At 60.2% G+C, this 20,805-nt stretch carries 19 protein-coding genes and 1 pseudogene; 13 read left to right on the forward strand and 7 right to left on the reverse strand.

Annotated features, from left to right (window positions below; translation table 11 throughout):
• The first annotated feature begins 2 nt into the window (after window positions 1-2).
• Window positions 3-827 (forward strand): ABC transporter permease, encoded by an 825-nt coding sequence (locus tag AC0L14_RS19635; protein ID WP_473750444.1) that lies wholly within the window; start codon window positions 3-5, stop codon window positions 825-827.
• 46 nt (window positions 828-873) lie between these two features.
• Here AC0L14_RS19635 and AC0L14_RS19640 read toward each other — a convergent pair whose 3' ends face one another.
• Window positions 874-1,212: a winged helix-turn-helix transcriptional regulator gene (locus tag AC0L14_RS19640; RefSeq protein WP_065008584.1), complete on the reverse strand. Its 339-nt coding sequence runs from the start codon at window positions 1,210-1,212 to the stop codon at window positions 874-876.
• Between AC0L14_RS19640 and AC0L14_RS19645 the strand changes: the two genes are divergently transcribed.
• The 3 genes from AC0L14_RS19645 to ftsH all read left to right on the forward strand — a co-directional run bounded on the left by AC0L14_RS19645 (window position 1,110) and on the right by ftsH (window position 4,931).
• Window positions 1,110-2,270: an NAD(P)-dependent oxidoreductase gene (locus AC0L14_RS19645; protein WP_473750445.1), complete on the forward strand. Its 1,161-nt coding sequence runs from the start codon at window positions 1,110-1,112 to the stop codon at window positions 2,268-2,270. The genes AC0L14_RS19640 and AC0L14_RS19645 overlap by 103 nt on opposite strands.
• A complete protein-coding gene (locus AC0L14_RS19650; RefSeq protein ID WP_473750446.1) occupies window positions 2,263-2,676 on the forward strand; it encodes a GFA family protein in 414 nt (137 codons plus the stop codon). The genes AC0L14_RS19645 and AC0L14_RS19650 overlap by 8 nt, the downstream gene beginning before the upstream one ends.
• 341 nt (window positions 2,677-3,017) lie before the next feature.
• Window positions 3,018-4,931 carry an ATP-dependent zinc metalloprotease FtsH gene (gene ftsH, locus AC0L14_RS19655; protein ID WP_473750447.1) on the forward strand — a complete coding sequence of 638 codons (1,914 nt, stop codon included), beginning with the start codon at window positions 3,018-3,020 and terminating at the stop codon, window positions 4,929-4,931.
• A 25-nt stretch (window positions 4,932-4,956) separates the two neighbouring features.
• On the opposite strand, the pseudogene AC0L14_RS19660 reads toward ftsH, so the two are convergent.
• Window positions 4,957-5,269, reverse strand: a pseudogene (locus AC0L14_RS19660) (glycosyltransferase family 2 protein); the annotation flags it as partial.
• 275 nt (window positions 5,270-5,544) lie between these two features.
• Between AC0L14_RS19660 and AC0L14_RS19665 the strand changes: the two are divergent.
• The gene (locus AC0L14_RS19665) at window positions 5,545-6,507 is read left to right on the forward strand and encodes a glycosyltransferase family 2 protein (RefSeq protein ID WP_473750448.1); all 963 of its coding nucleotides are present in this window, start codon (window positions 5,545-5,547) and stop codon (window positions 6,505-6,507) included.
• Between the two features lie 78 nt (window positions 6,508-6,585).
• On the opposite strand, the gene AC0L14_RS19670 is transcribed toward AC0L14_RS19665, so the two are convergent.
• Window positions 6,586-7,812, reverse strand: a complete 1,227-nt coding sequence (locus AC0L14_RS19670; RefSeq protein WP_473750449.1) for a glycosyltransferase family 2 protein — start codon at window positions 7,810-7,812, stop codon at window positions 6,586-6,588.
• Window positions 7,813-8,091: 279 nt separating this feature from the next.
• Between AC0L14_RS19670 and AC0L14_RS19675 the strand changes: the two genes are divergently transcribed.
• From AC0L14_RS19675 to AC0L14_RS19695, 5 genes are all read left to right on the forward strand, one after another.
• Window positions 8,092-9,063 (forward strand): polysaccharide deacetylase family protein, encoded by a 972-nt coding sequence (locus tag AC0L14_RS19675; protein WP_473750450.1) that lies wholly within the window; start codon window positions 8,092-8,094, stop codon window positions 9,061-9,063.
• Complete coding sequence (locus AC0L14_RS19680) at window positions 9,063-9,908, forward strand: ABC transporter permease (RefSeq protein ID WP_473750451.1); 846 nt, start codon at window positions 9,063-9,065, stop codon at window positions 9,906-9,908. The genes AC0L14_RS19675 and AC0L14_RS19680 overlap by 1 nt, the downstream gene beginning before the upstream one ends.
• A gap of 88 nt (window positions 9,909-9,996) precedes the next feature.
• Window positions 9,997-10,947 (forward strand): glycosyltransferase family 2 protein, encoded by a 951-nt coding sequence (locus AC0L14_RS19685; RefSeq protein ID WP_473750452.1) that lies wholly within the window; start codon window positions 9,997-9,999, stop codon window positions 10,945-10,947.
• Between the two features lie 240 nt (window positions 10,948-11,187).
• Window positions 11,188-12,816: a glycosyltransferase family 2 protein gene (locus AC0L14_RS19690; RefSeq protein ID WP_473750453.1), complete on the forward strand. Its 1,629-nt coding sequence runs from the start codon at window positions 11,188-11,190 to the stop codon at window positions 12,814-12,816.
• Window positions 12,817-12,821: 5 nt separating this feature from the next.
• Window positions 12,822-14,057, forward strand: coding sequence for an ABC transporter ATP-binding protein (locus AC0L14_RS19695; RefSeq protein ID WP_473750454.1), 1,236 nt, complete (start codon window positions 12,822-12,824; stop codon window positions 14,055-14,057).
• 231 nt (window positions 14,058-14,288) lie between these two features.
• Here the strand turns inward: AC0L14_RS19695 and galE are convergent, their stop codons facing one another.
• The 3 genes from galE to AC0L14_RS19710 form a co-directional block, all read right to left on the reverse strand.
• Complete coding sequence (gene galE / locus AC0L14_RS19700) at window positions 14,289-15,263, reverse strand: UDP-glucose 4-epimerase GalE (RefSeq protein ID WP_473750455.1); 975 nt, start codon at window positions 15,261-15,263, stop codon at window positions 14,289-14,291.
• On the reverse strand, window positions 15,260-16,234 hold the full coding sequence (locus AC0L14_RS19705; protein ID WP_473487518.1) for a UDP-glucuronic acid decarboxylase family protein: 975 nt from the start codon (window positions 16,232-16,234) through the stop codon (window positions 15,260-15,262). Before AC0L14_RS19705 ends, galE begins: the two co-directional genes overlap by 4 nt.
• A gap of 378 nt (window positions 16,235-16,612) precedes the next feature.
• Entirely contained in the window at window positions 16,613-17,815 is a 1,203-nt protein-coding gene (locus tag AC0L14_RS19710) for an MFS transporter (RefSeq protein ID WP_473526944.1), read from the reverse strand.
• A 212-nt stretch (window positions 17,816-18,027) separates the two neighbouring features.
• Here AC0L14_RS19710 and AC0L14_RS19715 point away from each other — a divergent pair, with 212 nt between their 5' ends.
• Window positions 18,028-18,450, forward strand: a complete 423-nt coding sequence (locus AC0L14_RS19715) for a VOC family protein (protein WP_473526943.1) — start codon at window positions 18,028-18,030, stop codon at window positions 18,448-18,450.
• Window positions 18,451-18,493: 43 nt separating this feature from the next.
• Here the strand turns inward: AC0L14_RS19715 and AC0L14_RS19720 are convergent, their stop codons facing one another.
• Complete coding sequence (locus AC0L14_RS19720; RefSeq protein WP_473750457.1) at window positions 18,494-19,387, reverse strand: LysR family transcriptional regulator; 894 nt, start codon at window positions 19,385-19,387, stop codon at window positions 18,494-18,496.
• 97 nt (window positions 19,388-19,484) lie between these two features.
• Between AC0L14_RS19720 and AC0L14_RS19725 the strand changes: the two genes are divergently transcribed.
• Window positions 19,485-20,234, forward strand: a complete 750-nt coding sequence (locus AC0L14_RS19725) for an SDR family NAD(P)-dependent oxidoreductase (protein WP_473750458.1) — start codon at window positions 19,485-19,487, stop codon at window positions 20,232-20,234.
• Window positions 20,235-20,394: 160 nt separating this feature from the next.
• A complete protein-coding gene (locus AC0L14_RS19730; protein ID WP_473487513.1) occupies window positions 20,395-20,778 on the forward strand; it encodes a YybH family protein in 384 nt (127 codons plus the stop codon).
• Window positions 20,779-20,805: the final 27 nt, after the last annotated feature.

Genomic DNA, 20,805 nt, shown 5'->3' on the forward strand with positions numbered 1-20,805 from the left:
CCATGTTGCTGTCTCCCTACCCGACGACAGGCGAGAGAATCCGCATCACCCTGCTCTGGCTGTGGTGCGGCATGGTGATCCTGTTCCTCCTCGTGCCGATCCTCATTCCCGTTCCCTTGTCGTTCAACAGCGGCGCCTTCTTCATCTTTCCGCTGGAGGGAATTTCGACGCGCTGGTACGAGGTCGTGCTTGGAACCCAGCGCTGGCAAGCAGCAATCGGCAACAGCCTGATCGTTGCGTTCGGGACGACGCTGATCGCAACGATACTCGGCACATTGACGGCTATTGCGCTTTCCGACGAAAAGTTTCCCGGCCGCCGCATCGTCATGCCGCTGCTGCTGTCGCCACTGATCGTGCCGGTGGTGATCACCGCCGTCGGCTCATATCTGTTCTATGCACGCGTCGGCCTTGCCAGCACCTATGCCGGCATCATCCTGGCGCACACCGCGCTCGCCAGTCCCTTCGTCGTCGTCACGGTGGGAGCAAGCCTCACCGGCTTCGACCGTAATCTGATGCGCGCCGCCGCCATCTCCGGAGCAAAGCCCATCACATCGTTCTTCAGGGTGATGCTGCCACTGATCCTACCCGGCGTGCTGTCAGGGGCCGCCTTCGCCTTCGTCACCTCGTTCGACGAGGTCGTCGTGGTGCAGTTCCTGGCCAGCGCCAATCAGCGCACCATGCCACTCGAAATGTTCATCGGCCTGCGCGAGAAGCTGAGCCCGGCAATCACCGCTGCCGCGACACTGATGATGGCACTGTCGATCATCCTGCTCGTCGTTGCCAATCTTCTGGCCCGCCGTGGCAAGCAGCGACCGCGCATCGAGTAGGAATGTCGGGCGGCGGTCGGCCAAAGCCTCCATAGGCCTGCCCGCGTCAGGCCGCTTTACGCTGCGATTTCCATGTCTCGTGGTGCTTGCCCCACGCCGACATGACTGTCACCGCATCGTTCAGGCTAAAGCCGAGCGGCGTGATCGAGTATTCCACGCGAGGCGGCACCTCGTCATAGGCGCGCCGGCTGATCAGCCCGTCGGCTTCCATCTGCCGCAATTGTTGCGTGAGCACCTTTTCGCTGACGCCAGGCAACAAGCGGCGCAGTTCGGCAAAGCGGTATGGCCGCAGGTGCAGTTCCCATAGCAGCGAGGTTTTCCACTTTCCGCCGATGGCCTGCAGCGCGGCAGCAAAACCGCAGCTGTCTGGTTCCTTGCGCCTCATTTGGCAGCTCCTGTCATGATGGCGATAGCTTACCTCAAGGTGCGTACTTCTCAACGCAGCAAGAATTTATATCTTCGGATCGAGCGCGCCAAACATACAGCGGACTCTCGTCGAGAGGCCATCAATCTATCGGAGAAGTTACTATGGCATCGAATGTCTGCGTGCTCGGCGCGGGCCGAATGGGCTCGTCCATTGCTCGAACGCTGCTCGACCGCGGCTATCCAACATGGGTCTGGAATCGAACCGCGGCAAAGTGCGATCCATTGGCGGCCATTGGCGCGAACGTCGCCCCCTCGGTGGAGGATGGAATCCGAGCGGCCGACGTCGTGATCATCAATGTTCTCGACTATGCCGCCAGCGACGCTTTGCTGAAGCGGGTTGGCATCGCTTCGGCATTGGCCGGCAAAGCCGTCGTGCAACTCACCTCCGGATCGCCGCGCCTGGCGCGGGAAGAAGCGCGCTGGGTGGAGGCACATGGTGCCGGCTATCTGGACGGGGCGATCATGGCCACTCCGGATTTTATCGGCAAACCCGAAACCGCACTGCTTTATTCGGGTTCCCGCGACGTTTATGAGAAGCACAAGCCCCTGCTTTTCGCACTCGGCGGCGGCACGAACTATGTTGGGGAACTGCCGGGTCAAGCCTCTGCGCTTGATACCGCTCTGCTCACACAGATGTGGGGCGGGCTCTTCGGAGCACTCCAGGGCATGGCAGTCGCCGAGGCCGAAGGTCTCGACCTGGCGACGTTCAGGAGCCATCTTTCCGGATTCAAGCCTGTTGTCGATGCCGCTCTGTTCGACCTGGTGGATAGAACGAATGCACGCCGTTTTGCCGGCGACGACGCAACCCTGGCGTCCTTGGGCGCCCACTACAGCGCCTTCCAGCATCTGCTTGAGGCATGCGAGGAGCGAGGGCTCGACGCGGCTATGCCGCGCGCCATGGATATGATCTTTCGACAGGCGCTTTCGCTCGGGCGCATTGAAGATGATTCTGCATCTCTCGCGCCGCTGTTTCGAAATGGTTCGCCGCGCCAGAGCCGGGAGCCATCGAATGCATAGCGGCAAGACGAAACGAACCGCGAACTGCTCATGCCGGAGCGTGGAACTTGTCCTCGCCGGAGAGCCGCGACGCGTCTATGCGTGCAGTTGCATGGAGTGCCAGCGCTGCACCGGAACGGCGTTCTCATACCGGGCCATCTACGCCGGTTCCGCCCTCGTCGGCCAGAAAGGCGAGACCAGATCCTGGCGCAGAACCGGCTCGTCGGGACAATGGTTGGAGCAGACATTCTGCACCACGTGCGGGTCGGTCGTCTTCATGCGGGCAGAAGGGCTGAAAGATGCGCTGTCGGTATCGGTCGGCTGTCTGGAGGACCCGGAATTCCCGCCCCCGACAATGCTCCATTGGCCTCACAGAAAGCATAAATGGCTTTGTTTGGAAGGCGTGTCCGAAGCAGCCGCCTCTTGAGGGCGGATCACCAAGCGCGATGCCTGGCTTGCAGCAGCCTCGGCATCGTGAGTCCGGCAACGTCTCCTTCGGCAATCGATTTCCGTTCAAGAAGGTCCCGATTGGGCGGATAGCTGTCGCGGGCGACTGCGAATCCCAAGGCTCCCTCGCAGCACTCCTTGCAACACTTTGCGCTCCCCGACGTTCTCCCAAGGCACGCTCCGAAGCCGATTGTCGCGGCTCCAATGGCAAATCCCATTGCTGGAGCGAGGGAGCCATCCCGGCTTCGCCGGCTGGCCACGGCACCCAGCGTGCTGTGGGGGTTCGGCAACCTGCATCGATGTGGCGCTGGAGGAGATGCCATGGACATGGGCAACCGGAAGACGCAGTTCAATATCTGGTACTGGATCGTCGCCTTCGTCGGGCTGATGATCTTCCAATATGTCTACACTGCCACCCAGCACGTCGCGCAGATTCCCTACAGCCAGTTTGAGACCCTGCTGCGCGACGGCAAGATCGCCGACGTGCAGGTTTCCGATCGCTTCATCCAGGGCCGCTTCAAGCAGCCGCAGGACGGGAAGCCGCTATTCATTACAACGCGGGTCGAGCCGAATCTCGCGCGGCAGCTGCAGGAACACGGCGTCACCGTCACTGGCCAGATCGAAAGCACATTCCTGAGCGACCTGCTCTCCTGGGTCGTCCCGATCCTCGTCTTCTTCGGCTTGTGGATGCTGCTGATGAGACGCATGGGCGGTGGCATGGGCGGTTTGATGCAAATCGGCAGGAGCAAGGCCAGGGTCTATGTCGAGGCCAATACCGGCGTGAAGTTCGACGACGTGGCGGGTGTCGATGAGGCCAAGGCCGAGCTGCAGGAGATCGTGGATTTTTTGAAAAGCCCGCAGGAATATGGCCGTCTTGGAGGGCGCATGCCCAAGGGCGTACTGCTGGTCGGACCGCCAGGCACCGGCAAGACGCTGCTCGCGAAGGCCGTTGCAGGCGAGGCAAAAGTTCCGTTCTTCTCGATCTCAGGCTCTGAATTCGTCGAGATGTTCGTGGGCGTCGGCGCCGCCCGTGTGCGCGACCTGTTCGAGCAGGCATGCGCCAGAGCCCCGGCAATCATTTTCATCGACGAGCTCGACGCGCTGGGCCGCGCCAGGGGTGCGGGCCCGATGATGGGCGGCCACGACGAGAAGGAGCAGACACTCAATCAGCTCCTGGTCGAGCTCGACGGTTTCGATCCGAAGATCGGCGTCGTGCTGCTCGCCGCGACGAACCGCCCGGAAATCCTCGACCCGGCACTTCTTCGCGCCGGCCGTTTCGATCGGCAGGTGCTGGTTGATCGGCCGGACAAGCAAGGTCGCGTCCAGATCCTTAAAGTCCACATGAAGAAGGCGAAGCTGGGAGCGGATGTCGATGCCGAGAAAGTCGCCGCGCTGACGCCGGGCTTTACCGGCGCTGACCTCGCCAACCTGGTCAACGAGGCGACCCTGCTTGCCACGCGCCGGAAGGCGGATGTCGTCACCATGGACGATTTCAACAATGCGGTGGAGCGCATCGTGGCCGGGCTCGAGAAGCGCAACCGGTTGTTGAACCCCAGGGAACGCGAAGTCGTCGCCTATCATGAAATGGGCCATGCGTTGATAGCCATGGCGCTGCCCGGCGTGGATCCCGTGCACAAAGTATCGATCATCCCGCGCGGCGTCGGTGCGTTGGGCTACACCATCCAGCGGCCGACCGAGGATCGATTCCTCATGACGCGCGAGGAGTTGGAGAACAAGATGGTGGTGCTGCTCGGCGGCAGGGCGGCCGAGTGGATCGTGTTCGGGCATCTGTCGACGGGGGCCGCCGATGACCTTGCCAAAGTGACCGATATCGCCCGCGCCATGGTTACGCGTTACGGCATGTCGGAAAAGCTCGGCCATGTGGCGCTGGAAAAGGACCAGCGCTCCTTCCTGAGCCCCAACCCACTCGCCGGCGGTCCGCGCGATCACGATTACGGTGAGGCCACCGCCGAAGCTATCGACGCGGAAGTTCGCAGCATCGTCGACACAGCTTTCGCGCGAACCGTCGGCCTCCTCACCGAGCGACGGGATCTGCTGGAAAAGACGGCACGCAAGCTGCTCGAAATCGAGACGCTAAGCGAGGCTGAACTCGTGTCGCTCGTCGGAGACGCCTTGGCACCGGATCGCACTGAGGCATCCGATCCGCGATCGGGGAAGCAAACGATACGACGGGGCAAGGCCGCGGCTACAAACCTCTCGCGCCGGGCCGAGTGATGACCTTCCTCGTCCCAACGTGGTCCCCGGGTCCGAACCGCTCGTCCAAGCCCGATACGGGCAGCAAGATCGCCGTACATCGTCATGCTGCAGCCCAGGACAAAGCCGTCGGGATGGACATCAGGGGCAGTCGCTCGCGGACCGGCGACCGTTTGATCGTGAACGGCAGATCCCTGGCATCGCCAATCTCGACGCGGCCTTCCCAGGAGACCCGTTCCCAGTGGCATAGTGTCGCTGCCAATCACTGAGATAGTCGCCCAGGATTGGCAACAACGAAGACCAGCACGGCCTCTCGCACGCGCCCGGCCGGCGTTGCGGGCGGCCGCCAATCCGCGTCGCGCGGCGCCGGTTGACCGGCTTATTCAGTAAAGGCTAATAGGGCAGCGTTACGCGACCGATCCTTGTGTCTGTTTTTCGGATTTGGCGTTGCTTTCGTCGCGGTCCGAATCCGCCAGCTACGGTAGGCCAGGCTGAATGACCGACCTCATTTGCCTCGAATTCGCTCCAATCATGGAAGAGCGGTGCTGATTGCAATGCTGGCGCCATCCGTTTACCAACTCCTGCAGACAAAACGAAGGCTCCTATGATCCAGGACAATGCCAGGGTCGGCGTCGTGGTGCCGATGTTCAATGCCGAGCGAACCATTCGCGCCACCTTGAGCAGCATCTGCCAGCAGGACCATCAGGCGCTCGACATTATCGTGGTGGACGACGGGTCGACGGACCAGTCCGCCTCGATTGTGGCCTCCTGTGCTGAGAGAGACCGGCGTATACGCCTAATGCGGCAGTCGAACGCCGGTGTTGCGCAGGCCCGCAACAGCGGTGCGGCCTCTACCGATGCGGAGTTTCTGGCGTTTGTCGACGCGGATGATCTCTGGGCCCCATCCAAGATCGCACTGCAACTGCGCGCCCTGCAGGAAGGCGGCTCTTCTGCGGGCCTGGCATATTGCTGGTTTGCTCAAATCGACGAGGACGGCCGGGTATTCTCACTATACCGACCCGATGCCGATGGCCGCGTTCTGCAACGGATGTGCAGAATGAATTTCGTCGGCAACGGAAGTTCGATGCTGATGCGTCGCTCCGCATTCGAGCGGGCGGGACAATTCGATCCTTCCCTGAGGGCCAGGAATGCACAAGGCTGCGAGGACCTTCTCATGTGCCTCAGGATAGCGGAAAGTTACGAATTCCGTGTCGTGCCTCAGCACCTGGTGGGCTATCGGATGACGAACGTCAACATGTCGAGCGATGTCATGCAGATGCTTCGTTCATGTGAAATCGTCCTTGCCGAGTATCGCGAAAAATATCCGCAGTTCGGCAGCGATCTCGATGCGCATCTCGTCGACATGATCCATTGGCTTGCCATCAGAGCCTTGGTCGGCGGGCGGCTGTTCGCAGCCGGCGACCTGCTGAAGAGATACTTCGTCCTGGAACCGCGCACAGCAATTTCCCGCCTGCCCAACATGATCGACATGTACTGCCGGGCCAGGCTGGTTCCTCGCTGGATGAAGGTTGGAGTGAAACGGATGCGAAACAAGAACGCCGAGTTTCGGCGCCTTTATGAAGAGACTATCTGGTGAATGTGAGCGTATTCCTGTTCGCGCGCTTGCAGCGGCTCTTCCGCCACGGGGGTCTGGGTGCACCTCGTGTTTGAGACCTTAAGCGCCGTCTTCGACGAGAGCGGACGGATCAATACTCCTCGGACCTGACTCGCGAAGCTGGCGCGGCGTCGGCGTCTTGAGGGCCACCTGGACTCGCTTTCGAAGCCACTCCGGAGGAAATGGCTGGCAGATGAAGGTCGGATCGGCGTCGAAGAAACGCTCGGAGGTACAGATGGAATGCGGTGAGGTCGGAACCATCCGCTGTTTAACGGCAAGCATTCTTGGCACAAAGCGACTCAGCCGCCGCCACAGGTCTTGTGCGGACGGCTTTGCGAAGACATGAAACAGCGCGGCCGGATCGATCCGTGTTGCGTGGACAAGCGGAGCGATGGCCGCGCCTGGCGACGTGCGGGCGGCTTCGCTGCCATAATACGCTGAAGCCACGCCATCGGACCAACGAAACAAGAAAGAAGCTAGCTTGGGATGTCGCGTGCGGACTGTTTCAAGGACGATCCGGTGCGATGTCAGCATGACGATATAGCTGGTCGACATAGAAGATAGTGATCGCCGGTAACCAATCAGATACTCGGGAACGACATCATAATCGCAGATCGCGGCAATGTTGAGCTGCATCTGCAAGTCTTCGGCTCCTTGGGCGCCTGCGGCTCTGAGCGAAGGGTCGTATCCCCCGGTTGCCGTAAGAACTGATCGCCTGATTAGCGGTGAACTTGCATTGCCGATAAAATTCTCAACCAGCAGCCAGTTGTGCACGTCCCCGCGAGCGAGAGTTGGCGGGCAGCATTCGATCACCCAATCATCATCATCGATGACCCGATACCATGCGTAGACAAGGCCGACAGGCGGCCGCGACTGAAAGAGACTGTGCTGCTTTTCCAGCTTTGTCGGATGCCACACATCATCCGCATCAAGTGGCGCTATAAATTCACCCTTCGCCGCATGAATTGCCAGGTTTCTGGCGACAGCAACCCCTTGGTTCTGCTGTCTCAGAAGAGAAATACGCGGATCACTGGTTGCAAATGCCTCGACGATCTCAGCGGTCCGGTCGGTCGACCCGTCATCGACCACTATGATCTCTAGCTGTTTGAAAGTTTGCGAGGCGGCCGACTGAAGGGTGTGTCGGATGGTCTTTTCCGCATTGTAGGCAGGAATGATGACGGAAACTGCGGGTTGCATATCGAAAAAAGCCTGCTTTTGATGAAGGATGAAAGAAAGACGGGGCGCCACCGGCCTAAATACTAGCATGCTCGAGCGGGATAGTATCAAGCCGCGCCTCTCCCTATGGCTACTTCAATGTCTGAGAATTCGCCCGGTATTCGCACTTACGGCGGCGACACGTGCTAATATGCTGGTTTCAATCCGCCCAAACTTGTGGATGCCTTCATGCTTCCTTTCATTTCGCTCACATCCGTGCCCGTGGCCCCGTGGTCATATTGCCATCAGCTATATGCTTGAACACTCACATGTATCGCGTTTCTGCCGATCGGGATGGCATCCACGATCGGACATGAGCGTGGTTTTTACGGTTCTTGCGGCGGGAGACCGATGGTGATTCCGCGCGTTCTCCTGCAGCTTGGTCGGCTGGTGCGGCGTCGACGCCTGCGCCGTGCTCCCATCATACTGATGTACCATCGCGTTGCAGATATCGCCGTCGATCCGTGGAGCCTAGCTGTCCATCCGGCGAGGTTCGACGAACAAATCGAAGCGCTGACGCGGAGCCGGCAGGTGGTGCATTTGCATGAGCTGTTTGATGTCATCGCACGGGGAAAGCCAGGCAAACCGCTTGCGGTTGTCACGTTTGACGACGGCTATCACGACGTCTACAGCAACGCTCGCCCGATCCTGCAGCGTCACGACTGCCCGATGACGCTGTTTGTTGCGACGGGAGCAATCGGAAGCGGCAGAGAATTCTGGTGGGATGCGCTCACGCGCATCTGTCTTGAGACCGCTGAACTGCCTGACCAACTCGACATCACGATCGAGGGAGGCAGGCATCAATGGCTTATCCCGAAGATGGTGGAAAAGGCCGGCCGTGACAAAGTCTACCGGGAGGTGTGGTCGGCGCTCCGAACGCTGCCGTATGAGCGACAGAACGCACACGTCGAAGACATTGCGAAATGGGCGGGCGTTGGTCTCGACGCCAGGCCAGAGCACTGTATTATGACTCCCGCGGAGGTTGGTGACATCAGTGACGACCTGATCACGATCGGCGGTCATACTGTCAGTCATCCCACGCTTCCGGCCCATTCCTTCGCGACCCAGCTTCGCGAGATCGTCGACGGCCGTTCGGCCTGTGAGCAAATGACCGGAAAACGCGCCCTCTCTTTTGCATATCCATTCGGAGACCATGACGCTCTGTCGGTAACTGCCGTCAGGGAAGCGGGATTTGAGTTCGCATGCACGACGCGCGCCGGGTGCGTTGCGCCCGAGGCAGACGTGCTGCGTTTACCTCGATTGTATGTCGGCAACTGGTCAGGGGACGAATTCTTGCGAGAAATCGAGGATCATCTGTCCTGATGAACGCACAGCAGACTACCATTATCACTCCTCGACGCGGCTGGTTCGACCTCGATTTCTGGCACCTGTGGCGCTATCGCGATCTGCTGCTCCTGTTCGCGATGCGCGACATCAAAGTCCGCTACAAGCAGACCTTGCTTGGTCCGGCTTGGCTGATCCTGCAGCCCCTCGCGCTTACCGCAGCCTTGACCACCGTCATCAGCGGTATCGCGGGCATTTCAACCGGTGGCCATCCGGCGCCAATCTTTTATCTGACAGCGCTGGTGCTGTGGTCGTATTTTTCCCAGGTCGTCTCCACCGCGAGCCAGGTCTTCATTGCTAACGGTCATCTTTTCAGCAAGATCTACTTCCCGCGACTCGTCGTTCCCGTGTCGTCGCTGCTGTCGAACGGTGTGGCCCTGGCGATCCAGCTTGGCGTCGCATTTGCCTTCTTGCTCTGGTACCAGCTGACAGGAAAAGTGGACGGGTTGTCGTGGCGCCTGGCGTTCTTTCCGCTGGTGATCATCCAGGTCGCGGCCTTCTCGTTGGCTGTTGGGCTTTGTCTAGGGGCGTCAACCGCGAAGTACCGCGATACAGCTCATATGACTCCGTTCTTGATTCAGATCTGGCTGTTCGTGACGCCGATCATCTTTCCTTTTTCGGCTATTCCCGAGCAGTACCGGACGCTGACCGGATTTCTGAATCCGCTCGCTGTCATAATTGATGAAGGGCGCTGGTGCTTCTTCGGCACCTCGGCAGTCGGTGCACCACAAATCGCTGCAGCGCTTGTCACGACCGCGGTCGTGCTGTTCATCGGCATCGTGATCTTTCAACGCGTCGAACGAACGGCCATGGACATGCTGTGAAGAGCAATAACAACCCTTGCGGCCCCGTAGAGAGTGAAGGTCGCCTTTCGTCGGCCGCGGCGCATTCTGCACAATGGGCACGACGCCGATGCCATTGATCTCCGTCATCACGCCTTTCCTCAATGTCGAGCGGTTTCTTCCGGCTGCGATCGAAAGCGTGCGCGCGCAAACCTTCACCGACTGGGAAATGCTTCTCATTGACGACGGATCATTCGACGGCAGCGTTGCAATCGCGGTGGCTGCAGCAACGGGCGATCCGCGAATCCGTTTCATTCGATCGAACGGCCAGCGTCGCGGCGCCGCCGCGGCGCGCAATGCCGGAATCGCGGCCGCGTCGGGCATGTTCTTCACGTTCCTGGATGGCGACGATATATTTGAGCCGGAAAAATTCGAGACGGAACTTGCGATCTTTGATGCGCATCCTCGCGCCAAGGTCCTTTACGGACCGACCCTGTGGTGGTTCCCCGAAGAGCCGCACAGGAACTGGACCGACTCGATGCCACGCCAATCGGACCGTCTGCACATGCCGCCCGACCTGCTCGACCAGGTCATCGTGCGCCAGCGGGCTCATGTGCCGTGCATCTGCTCGATCATGGTTCGCCGCGAAGCTTTGGTAGCGGTGGGTGGCTTCGATGAGGCGTTCGAGCTCTACGAAGACCAGACCCTTCTGGTAAAGCTGCTGTTGCGCTATCCGGTATTCGTGACATCCACGCCCACCGGCCGATACAGGCAGCACCTCGATTCGACATCGGCCAAGGCGACTGCTTCCGGCATCTACGATCGACTGCGCCCGCATGCGGCTCGCATTGGCTTCCTCGAATGGGTTGAGATGCATGCGTCGGCCTCGGGATTGATGACGCCGAAGTTGCAGCGGGCGCTCCGCTTCGCATTTGCGCGCTATCCCGCCCAGCGTCGGCCCCTGACACTTCGCGATAGATTTGACCTCGCCATCGAAGCCGGACGCCGGTTCGCTCGGCGGCTGACGCTACGTCGCATCCTGTCGAAGGTGTTCAGGCTGCTGACGAGAGCGCGGAGGTAGTGGGCGGGACCGGTGGCGCGGATTGGATCGCGACCGAGCCTGAGATTTCTGATATTAACGATACTGTTCTACGTGAATGACAAGTCGCATCGCCTCGCTGGGGGCGACGTGCTAAAACTGACGAGTCTCCATCATTTCTGTGCCAAAATTCTGTTTGTGAGGCCTAAGGTCGCGTTCGATTTCTGGCAACGAACACCAGCCGTTGCCTCTCTGCGAAGCTAAGGAGAATTTGGCTGTTTCATGATCGCAGTCGTCATAACAACTTACAACCACACTCGCTTTCTCGAGGACGCCATTCAGAGCTGTCTTCGTCAAAGCCGGCCGACGGATGAAATTATTGTCGTCGACGACGGATCCACCGACAATCCGGCATCGGTTGTCGAGCGTCATCCAGGCGTGCGCCTGATCAGGCAGGACAATTGCGGGCTCGCGTCCGCCCGAAACACCGGACTGGCGGCTTCCAGATCCGATTACATCACCTTTCTGGACGCGGATGATCGTCTCCTTCCCAATGCCATGGAGACGGGCGTGCGAGTGCTGGTTGCGCATCCAGATGCGGTTTTCGCTTACGGAGCTCATCGCTTCATCAATGGAAGGGGTGCGATCGAGTCAGACAAGCATCACATCGCGCTTGTTGAAGATCCTTATCTTCAGCTACTGCGGACGGGAAACTTCATTGCGATGCATGCGACCGTGGTTTATCGGCGGGAGAGGCTCGCGGCCATGGGCGGGTTCGACGTTTCAATGCGGTCCTGCGAAGACTATGAGCTATTCTTGCGAATCGCCCGGCGCGGTTCGATCGTAACGCACGAGGATGTCGTCGCCGAGTATCGCATGCACCGCGACAACATGTCTAAGAATCGATCGATGATGCTCGCTGCAGCATTGTCGGTGCTTGACAAGCAGTTGGCAGGTCCGGTTGACGACGATGTGCGTCTTGCAGTCCGCGATGGTAGGCGGTTCTGGAAGACCTATTATACCGGAGAGTTGACTACTGATGCCTTGCGCGCGATCCGCGCCGAACCCGCCAAAGCGATGCGCATGCTGCGGCAGGCTTTGCAGATGTCGCCGCCGATCACGCTGCAAACGGCGGCATTTAAGATAACACGCAAGGTCGGCAGGCATCTGCAACGGCTGCTCGGAGCTTCCGGCGCCGATTGGCGGGCTCCGCGCGTCGGTTCGGTGCAGTTTGGGGATTTCGCACGCACGATGCCGATGAGCCACTCATTTGGATATGATCGCGGCAAGCCAATAGATCGGTATTATATCGAGAATTTCCTACAATTGAATGCGGCCGACATACATGGCCGTGTGCTTGAAATCGGCGACAACAGCTACACGATGCATTTTGGCGGTGCTCATGTCGTCAAGAGCGACGTGCTGCATGTTGATCCCGATGATCCAAACGCGACCATCATAGGCGACCTGTCGCAGCCCGGGGTGCTGCCGTCAAACGCCTTCGACTGCATTATCCTCACGCAAACGCTTCATCTGATCTTCGACATGTCGGCCGCGGTCGCTGCACTGGCCGAAGCGCTCAAGCCTGGGGGCGTGCTGCTGCTAACTGTTCCTGGCATCACCCCGGTCGATCGTGGCGAGTGGGGCAGCACGTGGTTCTGGTCATTGACGCAGGCGGCCTTGGCGAAGTTGCTTGCGAAATCCTTCGGCACGGCGAATATGGCGCTCGAAACTCACGGCAACGTCTTTGCCGCAGTTTGTTTTCTCCAGGGGCTCGCCAAGGAAGAAGTTTCTGACCAAAAACTCGACGTCCGGGATACCGCCTATCCTATCGTTGTCACGGCGCGCGTCGTGAAGGACGGGCTGACCGCGGATCAACCCGGCGGTCGAACCGCAAATGTTACGGCTTGAGATCGATGACAGAATTGCCAGCCGTTGAGGTCCGAGGACTTTCCAAGCGCTACCGGCGCGGCGCGATCGGCGTGCGCTCATTGCGTGAGGAGGTCGAACAACTTGTCGCGCGTTTGCGCTCGCGGGAAGCCGAAGCTTCCCTCAACGAATTTTTCGCCATCAAGAACATCACTTTTTCCGTTCCGACTGGCACCGTGTGCGGTATCATCGGACGCAACGGCTCGGGAAAGACCACACTGCTCAAGGTTTTGACCTCGATCACGGCTCCGGATGAGGGCGAGGCAGTGATGCGAGGCCGGATCGGAAGCTTGCTGGAAGTAGGGGCCGGATTCCATCCGGATCTCGACGGGATCGAGAACATCTACCTCAACGGCGCAATCCTCGGCATGAGTAAGGCCGAGATCACGCGTAAGCTAGACCGGATCATCAAATTTGCCGATATCGGCAGCTTTCTCGAAACGCCGGTCAAGCGTTATTCGTCCGGCATGTACGTTCGGCTTGCCTTCGCGATCGCTGCTCATCTGGAGCCCGAGATTCTCGTCGTCGACGAGGTGCTTGCTGTCGGCGATGCTGAATTTCAAAGGAAATGTATCGGCACGATGAAGAACGTCGCGGGTGAAGGTCGGACCGTGCTGTTCGTGAGCCACAACATGGCCATGGTTCGGCAGCATTGCACAAAAGCGATTTATCTGGACCGCGGCCTTCTGAAGAATTTTGGCGAGGCATCATCGATCATCGATGCGTACCTGTCGAACACCGCCGCGAGCAGCAACGGTTCCGAGCGCGTTGGCGATGATGACCTCTGGATGCAGGTGGCTATTGTGTACCCGGGTACGCGCGAGCGCTGCAGCCAGCTCAAGTTTGGCGGCGACTACGATTTTGTGCTGAAGCTGGGCGCGAGGAATTCGTTTCACCGTAGCGTGGTTCATATCCAGATTTTTGATCAGGAAGGCAACTTGATCTCTGTGCTCGAAAGCCTCGCGGAAGGTGTTGGCCAATTTGACATAGTCGGGCAGGCCACGGTCGTATTCAGCGTGCGATCGTTGGGATTGTTGCCAGGCACATATAGCGCTGGAGCGGCTCTCTATGCGTGGGGAGAGGATGACCCGGACCTCGCAAGCGAGAACTTGCTAACGTTCGACGTTGTTGCAGCAACAGTCAATGACTCCTATTGGCCATATCTGAAAGAGCACGGGATTGTGCGACTGTCGCATTCTGCCCAGTTGCTTAAGGTGGATTGAAGGCTCGTGGAGTGACGTCCTGGCGAATGAATCTTCAATGCAGTTCAATCCGTCGACCGCAACGCTGAAATCGCGCGCCACTTGAAGCGCCTGAAGGACGATCTGCACTTGCGGGAAAGCTTGGGTCGGGCGGCACGAAAGCGGATAGAGGAAAATTTCTCGCTTGCCGCAGTCGCCGCCGCTCGCGATTGCTTGTTGACCATGCGGTAGGGCTCTTCCGCAAAAAAATCCTCACAACTGGCGGCGATACCAGGCCAGCGCCGTTTCGACGATCCGGTCGATTCCGGATTGCTCAGGCGTCCAGCCGAGTTCCCGGGCCGCCTTGCCTGCCGCGGCGACAAGCTCAGGCGGGTCGCCTGCCCTGCGCGGACCGTAGGCCACAGGGAGGCGCGTTCCCGAAGCCCGGCTCACCGCATCGACCAACTCGGTCACCGTCGTTCCGGTTCCGGTGCCGAGATTGTAAACATGGACTCCCGGATCGCGCAGAAGCTTCTCCCCTGCCAGAACATGCGCACGGGCGAGATCGGTGACGTGGACATAGTCCCGCACCGCCGTTCCGTCCCTTGTGTCGAAGTCGGTGCCATTGATGGTAAAAATCCGACCCGACCTGACCGCCGCCTCGATAGCGAGCGGAATGACATGCGTTTCCGGTTCATGCCGCTCACCGACCTCGCCGTCGGGATCACATCCGGCCGCGTTGAAATACCGAAGCACAACCGCGTTGAGGCCATGGGCATCCGAAAGATTGTCCACCATTCGTTCTACGATGAATTTCGACCATCCATAGGGATTGATGGGCGACTGCGGATGCGTTTCGTCAATCGGAGAACGAATCGGAACGCCGTAAGACGCGCAGGTGCTCGACAAGATCAGCTTGTCGACGCCGATCTTCAGCATTTCCTCGAGCAAGACCAGCGTCCCAAAACTGTTATTCCGGTAGTAGAGTTCCGGGCGCTCGACGGACTCGCCGACATAGGCGTAAGCGGCGAAATGCGCCACCAAATCCGGCCGATACTGGTGCAGCGCTGCTGCCACCGCTGCGACATCGCAAATATCGCCCTCGACAAGCGGTCCCCATTTGACCGCGTCGCGCCAGCCGCGCGAGAGGTTGTCGTACGCAATGACCGACCAACCGGATTCGGCGAATGCCTTGCAACAGTGTGAGCCGATATAGCCCGCCCCGCCAGTGACCAAGACTGTTTTCATTCGGCTGCAGCGGACCGAGCATATCCCGATGAGACCAAGTCTTCGAAATAGGCAATGGTCGTGGCGAGGCCATCGCGCAATGCAATTCTTGGCTTCCAGTTGAGATCGCGCAAGGCACACCCGATATCAGGCTGTCGCTGCCTTGGGTCATCGACGGGCAAAGGTAAAAACCTGATCTTGGATCGGCTTCCGGTAAGTTCGATCACGAGATTGGCAAGTTCGAGCATCGTGAATTCGACCGGGTTGCCGAGATTGATTGGACCGGTAACATCGTCGGCCGTGTGCATCAGGCGAACCAGACCATCGATGAGATCATTGACGTAGCAAAATGAGCGTGTCTGCTGGCCGGTGCCGTACACAGTTATCGGCTTGTTTCGCAGTGCCTGCATGATGAAGTTGGAAATGACGCGGCCGTCGTCCGGACGCATCCTCGGACCGTAAGTGTTGAAGATGCGCGCTACCTTGATCCGCAGACTGTGCTGCCGCCAATAGTCGAAAAACAGGGTTTCGGCACACCGCTTGCCTTCGTCGTAACAGGAACGGGGACCTATCGGATTTACCCTGCCCCAATAGTCCTCGGTCTGCGGGTGAATCTCGGGATCGCCGTAGACTTCAGACGTGGACGCCTGAAGGATCTTTGCGCGAACCCGCTTGGCGAGCCCCAGCATATTGATCGCCCCATGGACGTTGGTCTTTGTCGTCTGGACCGGATCGAACTGATAGTGAACCGGGCTTGCCGGGCAAGCAAGGTTGTATATTTCATCAACTTCTATGTAGAGCGGAAATGTCACGTCGTGGCGAATGATCTCAAAGGATCTGTTGTCGAGCAAATGCGAGACGTTTCTCCGACTTCCTGTGAAGAAATTGTCGACGCATACAACCTCGTGGCCTTCAGCAAGCAACCGCTCGCATAAGAACGATCCCAGAAAACCTGCGCCCCCCGTCACCAAGACTCGCTTTGCCTGCTGCATTTTAGGGATCCTCACGCCAGTTCTTCACGCAATCGAATGCGCAAAGCCCTGAGGCGAGGATAGGAAAAAAATGCTGCGCAGCAAACACAAAATGTTAACGCACTTGAAATAGGCGCGTGAGGTGTGGCGCAAAAATACGCGAAAAAACCGTTCATTCACCCGTTCTGACGGTTTTCGTCCGAACGTCGGCTTGCCGGCAATCGGCATTTGGACGTGAACGCGCTGCGCCGCAGCATGATCGATTGCTAATTAAGGGAGATGGGTCCTGCACAGTCTTGACCCGGCTCTATCACCGCCGATGAACGCCACGCGACTGGGGGTCAAAAGCTGACATATGCGATGTCCACTTTCGACCCCCTGCATCCTCTCTCCGCCGTGCTACGCCGGTTGCAACTCCCTGCGCGGCAGCCGCGGGAAGGCGATCGCCACCGCAACCGCGCCGAGCCCGACCAGGGCCGAGCCGATGAACAGCCAGGAATAGCTGGCATAGGCATCGAACACCATGCCGCCGGCGAGCGGGCCGAAGGCCATGCCGATGCTGGACAACATGGTCACAGCACCAAACACCGTGCCGAGGATGCGCTGGCCGAAATATTCGCGCGCCAGCACCGCATAGAGCGGCATCACGCCGCCATAGGTGGCGCCGAAGATGACGGCCAGCGTGTAGAATTGACCAAGCTCACTGACGGCGAGATAGGCTGCGATGACCACGGACTGTATCGCCAGACCGGTAATCAGCACCGGCTTGACCCCCAGCCGGTCGGCGAGCACGCCGTATAGAAGCCTGCCGCCCAGGCCCGCCAGGCCCTCGATGCTGTAGATGCTGACCGCCGCCATCGGCGCTATGCCGCACAGCATCGCATAGCTCACCATGTGGAAGATTGGCCCGGAATGCGCCGCACAGCAGGCAAAGAAGGTCAGTGCCAGCACGATGAATTGCGGCGAGCGCAGCGCCTGCGGAACCGACATGCCTGTATCGTCGGCGGCAAGAGCGGAGGCAGCGTCACTAGCGACAGGCTTGGGCGGCTGACGCACCAGCAATGCGGCCGGCACCAGCAGCGCCCACGCCGCGACGCCGATGACAAACATGGCGGTGCGCCAGTCATAGGCCGAGATCAGCCAGCGCGCGAAGGGCGAGATCGTCATGGGTGCCACGCCCATGCCGGCCGAAACCAGCGAAACGGCAAGGCTGCGGTTCTTGTCGAACCAGGCCGTGGTCAGCGCGATCATCGGCGCAAAGAAGGCGCTTGCCGCGAGGCCGACGAGCACGCCATAGGTGATCTGGAAGACAAGCAGCGAGCCGGTGCGGCTGGCCAGTACCAATGCCAGCCCGAGCAGCACCGCACCTATCATCACGACAATGCGAGCGCCGTAGCGATCGTAAATGGCGCCCCAGGCGAAGCCGCCGAGGCCCATTACCAGGAAGTTCAGCGTCATCGCGCTCGATATGCCGGCACGCGACCAATCTGTGTCGAGCGCCATCGGTTCGAGGAAGATCGCCAGCGAGAACATCGCCCCGAGGGCGACACAGGTCATCAGGGCGCCAGCCGCGACGATGACCCAACGATAGGAAATGCGCATATTTTTCTCCCGAGATCGTTTGGACACGGCGCGACTTCTTTCGAGCTTCGTCACACCGCTTGCGTCCGAAGGACGATGGCGACATTTCGAATCCTACAATCCGGTTGCATTTTTTATCCAGTCAGGAAATCGCGCCACTCAATTGCTCCATTGCATTGACCGTGCACCGCCCTGAGCTAGATTTCCAACCTGGCGATCAGGAGCTAACAGGCATGGAACTTCATCGCGGCCGTCTCATCGACCACGTCCAGCTGGTGGTTAGGGATCTTGCCGCCAGCCGCCGCTTCTACGAGGCGGTTTTCAGCGTGCTCGGTATTCCCATCGGCGGCAGCGCCGAGGATTACTTCTGGGCCGACGAGCTGTTCGTCTCCAGCATCGATAGCCGGGCGGCCAGCGGACAACTGACGGGGCGCCACCACCTTGCCTTCCAGGCAAAGGACCGCGCGATGGTCGACGCCTTCTATAGAGCCGGCCTCGACGGCGGCGGCACGGACAACGGCGCACCGGGCGAGCGGCCGCACTACCATCCCGGCTACTATGCCGCCTTCCTGCTCGACCCCGACGGCAACAACATCGAGGCCGTCTTTCACGGCCCAGCCAACCGCAGCGTCGCCTCGGTGAAGATTGCGTTCTGATGACCGGGTGACGGATCGACGACGGACGCTGTCCCGACCTATCCTATCGTGTCAGCGCCGCCATCTGGTTCGCCAGGAAGTCGACGAACAGCCGCGCGCGGACCGGTAGCTGTCGCCCGTACGCATGGACGATGTGCACCGGCATGGTCGGCATCGCCACCTCGGGCAAGATGCGGACCAGGCGGCCGGCGTCGAGATCGTCCTGCACGGCAAACTGCATCAGATGCGCGATGCCGGCTCCGGCAAGCGCCGCTTGCCGGATGGCGCCGCCGTCATCGGTATCGAGCCGCCCGTTCGGCACGACTACCGTGCCGTCGGCCAAGGTGACCGGATAGGGCCGGCCGGCCATCTGATAGCGGATGAAGTCGTGGCTCCGCAATGCCTCGATCGAGGCCGGCCGGCCACGCTGTTCGACATAGGCCGGCGAGGCCACCAGCACGATCGGCAGATTGGCGATCTTGCGCGCGATGAGCCCGGTGTCCGACAGCGCCCCCATGCGCACCGCGACGTCATAGCCTTCGCGGATCAGGTCGGCGTGGCGGTCGGTAACGTTGAGTTCCAGTTTCACCTCGCTGTGCTGAGCCAGGAACGCTTGTGCCCAAGAGGCGATCAGGCCGCGCCCGAGTTCGACGGATGCCGTGACGCGCAGCAGGCCGCGCGCCGTATCGGCCATCTGGACGATGTCCTCGGCATCATCGAGCGCTCTGAGCAAAGGCGCGATCCGCTCGTAATAGGCGAGGCCTTCGCTGGTCAGGCCCAGCCGGCGCGTCGAGCGCTGGATCAGCCTGACGCCCAGCCGGCGCTCGAGCCGCGCCACGCTCTTCGACACCGCCGAGGGGCTGGAGCCGACCAGCCGGCTGGCGGCATGGAACGAGCCCGCATCGACCGTGCGCACGAAGGCGACGAGACCGGCGGTCTTTTCGAGGATGGTGGTCATTCAAGAATTCCAGGCACGAAAGAACCGATCGAGGCGATCCTAATACGCTATCCGATCACTATTAAATACCGCTCATCATCAGCAAAGGAGAAATTTGATGAGCAACCTGAACGGCAAGGTCGCCATCGTCACCGGCGCCTCCAAGGGTATCGGCGCCGGCATCGCCAAGGGCCTTGCAGCGGCCGGTGCCGCCGTCGTCGTCAACTATGCCTCGTCGCGGGAAGGCGCCGACCGCGTCGTTGCCGAGATCAAGGACGGAGGCGGCCGAGCCGTCGCCGTCCACGGTGATGTGTCGCAAGCGGCTGACGTGCACCGCCTGTTCGAGGCGGCCAAATCGTCGTTCGGCGCGGTGGACATACTGGTCAACAATGCCGGCGTGTTCGCGTTCGAACCGCTGGAAGCCGTGACCGAGGCCGAGTTCCACCGCGAGTTCGACACCAATGTACTGGGCACCATCCTGGCCATCCGGGAAGCGGTGAACCATTTCGGCACCAGAGGCGGCAGCGTGATCAACATCAGCTCGGTCGCCAGCCTCAACCCGCAGCCGAACTCGCTGGTCTACGCCGCCACCAAGGGCGCGGTGGATTCGATCACGCTGTCCATGTCGCGGGAGCTCGGCGCCCGCAACATCCGCGTCAACGCCATCGCCCCGGGCGGCGTCGACACCGAAGGCCTGAAGCGGATAGGCATCGTCGGCAGCGAGTTCGAGAAGCAGGTCATCGCCATGACCCCGCTCGGCCGCTTCGGACAGCCCGACGACATCGCCCGCATCGCAGTGTTCCTCGCCTCCGACGAGGCATCGTGGCTGACCGGCGAGCGCATCACCGCCTCGGGCGGTTGGCGGTAGGGATAGAGGGCGCGGACCGCCGTTTCACGGACCATGCCCAACACAGCGCAACGTCGATAAAACACTGCAATCGATGACGGGAGCGATTTAAGACCTATGTTGCGTCGAGGGAGGAGCGCCGTGCGGTATCGATGACAGCGAGAAGCCGGGGAGATAACGGATGACGGACGACGAAAGAGCAATCCGAAAGCTGGTCGAGACGTGGATGGATGCGAGCAAGCGTGGAGACACCGCGACCGTCCTCAGCTTGATGACGGACGACGCGATCTTCATGGTTCCCGGCCGGGAGCCCTTCGACAAGGAGATCTTCGCGGCGGCCGCGGAGGAGATGGCCGGCGTTCATGTCGACGGCACGAACGAGATCGTTGAACTACAGCTTCTCGGCGACTGGGCCTTCATGCGCGGTCGTATCGATATGACCGCGACGCCGCCGAACGGGAAGCCGGTGCGTCGATCGGGATATACGCTGACGCTCCTGCGCAAGGAGGCTGATGGTGCGTGGCGGCTCGCGCGCGATGCAAACCTGCTGACCCAGCAAAGCTAGAGCCGGTCTCCGGCATCTCTGCACCGG

The sequence above is a fragment of the Mesorhizobium sp. WSM4841 genome (assembly GCF_055811515.1).

Bases quoted from the DNA above. Each gene is read 5' to 3' on its own strand.
- AC0L14_RS19650 (WP_473750446.1), top strand. From the start codon at position 2,263: ATGCATAGCGGCAAGACGAAACGAACCGCGAACTGCTCATGCCGGAGC.
- galE (WP_473750455.1), bottom strand. From the start codon at position 15,263: ATGAAAACAGTCTTGGTCACTGGCGGGGCGGGCTATATCGGCTCACAC.
- AC0L14_RS19710 (WP_473526944.1), bottom strand. From the start codon at position 17,815: ATGCGCATTTCCTATCGTTGGGTCATCGTCGCGGCTGGCGCCCTGATG.
- AC0L14_RS19640 (WP_065008584.1), bottom strand. From the start codon at position 1,212: ATGAGGCGCAAGGAACCAGACAGCTGCGGTTTTGCTGCCGCGCTGCAG.
- AC0L14_RS19705 (WP_473487518.1), bottom strand. From the start codon at position 16,234: ATGCAGCAGGCAAAGCGAGTCTTGGTGACGGGGGGCGCAGGTTTTCTG.
- AC0L14_RS19645 (WP_473750445.1), top strand. From the start codon at position 1,110: ATGGCCGCAGGTGCAGTTCCCATAGCAGCGAGGTTTTCCACTTTCCGC.
- AC0L14_RS19680 (WP_473750451.1), top strand. From the start codon at position 9,063: ATGAACGCACAGCAGACTACCATTATCACTCCTCGACGCGGCTGGTTC.
- AC0L14_RS19720 (WP_473750457.1), bottom strand. From the start codon at position 19,387: ATGACCACCATCCTCGAAAAGACCGCCGGTCTCGTCGCCTTCGTGCGC.
- AC0L14_RS19730 (WP_473487513.1), top strand. From the start codon at position 20,395: ATGACGGACGACGAAAGAGCAATCCGAAAGCTGGTCGAGACGTGGATG.
- AC0L14_RS19690 (WP_473750453.1), top strand. From the start codon at position 11,188: ATGATCGCAGTCGTCATAACAACTTACAACCACACTCGCTTTCTCGAG.
- AC0L14_RS19725 (WP_473750458.1), top strand. From the start codon at position 19,485: ATGAGCAACCTGAACGGCAAGGTCGCCATCGTCACCGGCGCCTCCAAG.
- AC0L14_RS19675 (WP_473750450.1), top strand. From the start codon at position 8,092: ATGGTGATTCCGCGCGTTCTCCTGCAGCTTGGTCGGCTGGTGCGGCGT.
- AC0L14_RS19635 (WP_473750444.1), top strand. From the start codon at position 3: ATGTTGCTGTCTCCCTACCCGACGACAGGCGAGAGAATCCGCATCACC.
- ftsH (WP_473750447.1), top strand. From the start codon at position 3,018: ATGGACATGGGCAACCGGAAGACGCAGTTCAATATCTGGTACTGGATC.
- AC0L14_RS19695 (WP_473750454.1), top strand. From the start codon at position 12,822: ATGACAGAATTGCCAGCCGTTGAGGTCCGAGGACTTTCCAAGCGCTAC.
- AC0L14_RS19715 (WP_473526943.1), top strand. From the start codon at position 18,028: ATGGAACTTCATCGCGGCCGTCTCATCGACCACGTCCAGCTGGTGGTT.
- AC0L14_RS19685 (WP_473750452.1), top strand. From the start codon at position 9,997: ATGCCATTGATCTCCGTCATCACGCCTTTCCTCAATGTCGAGCGGTTT.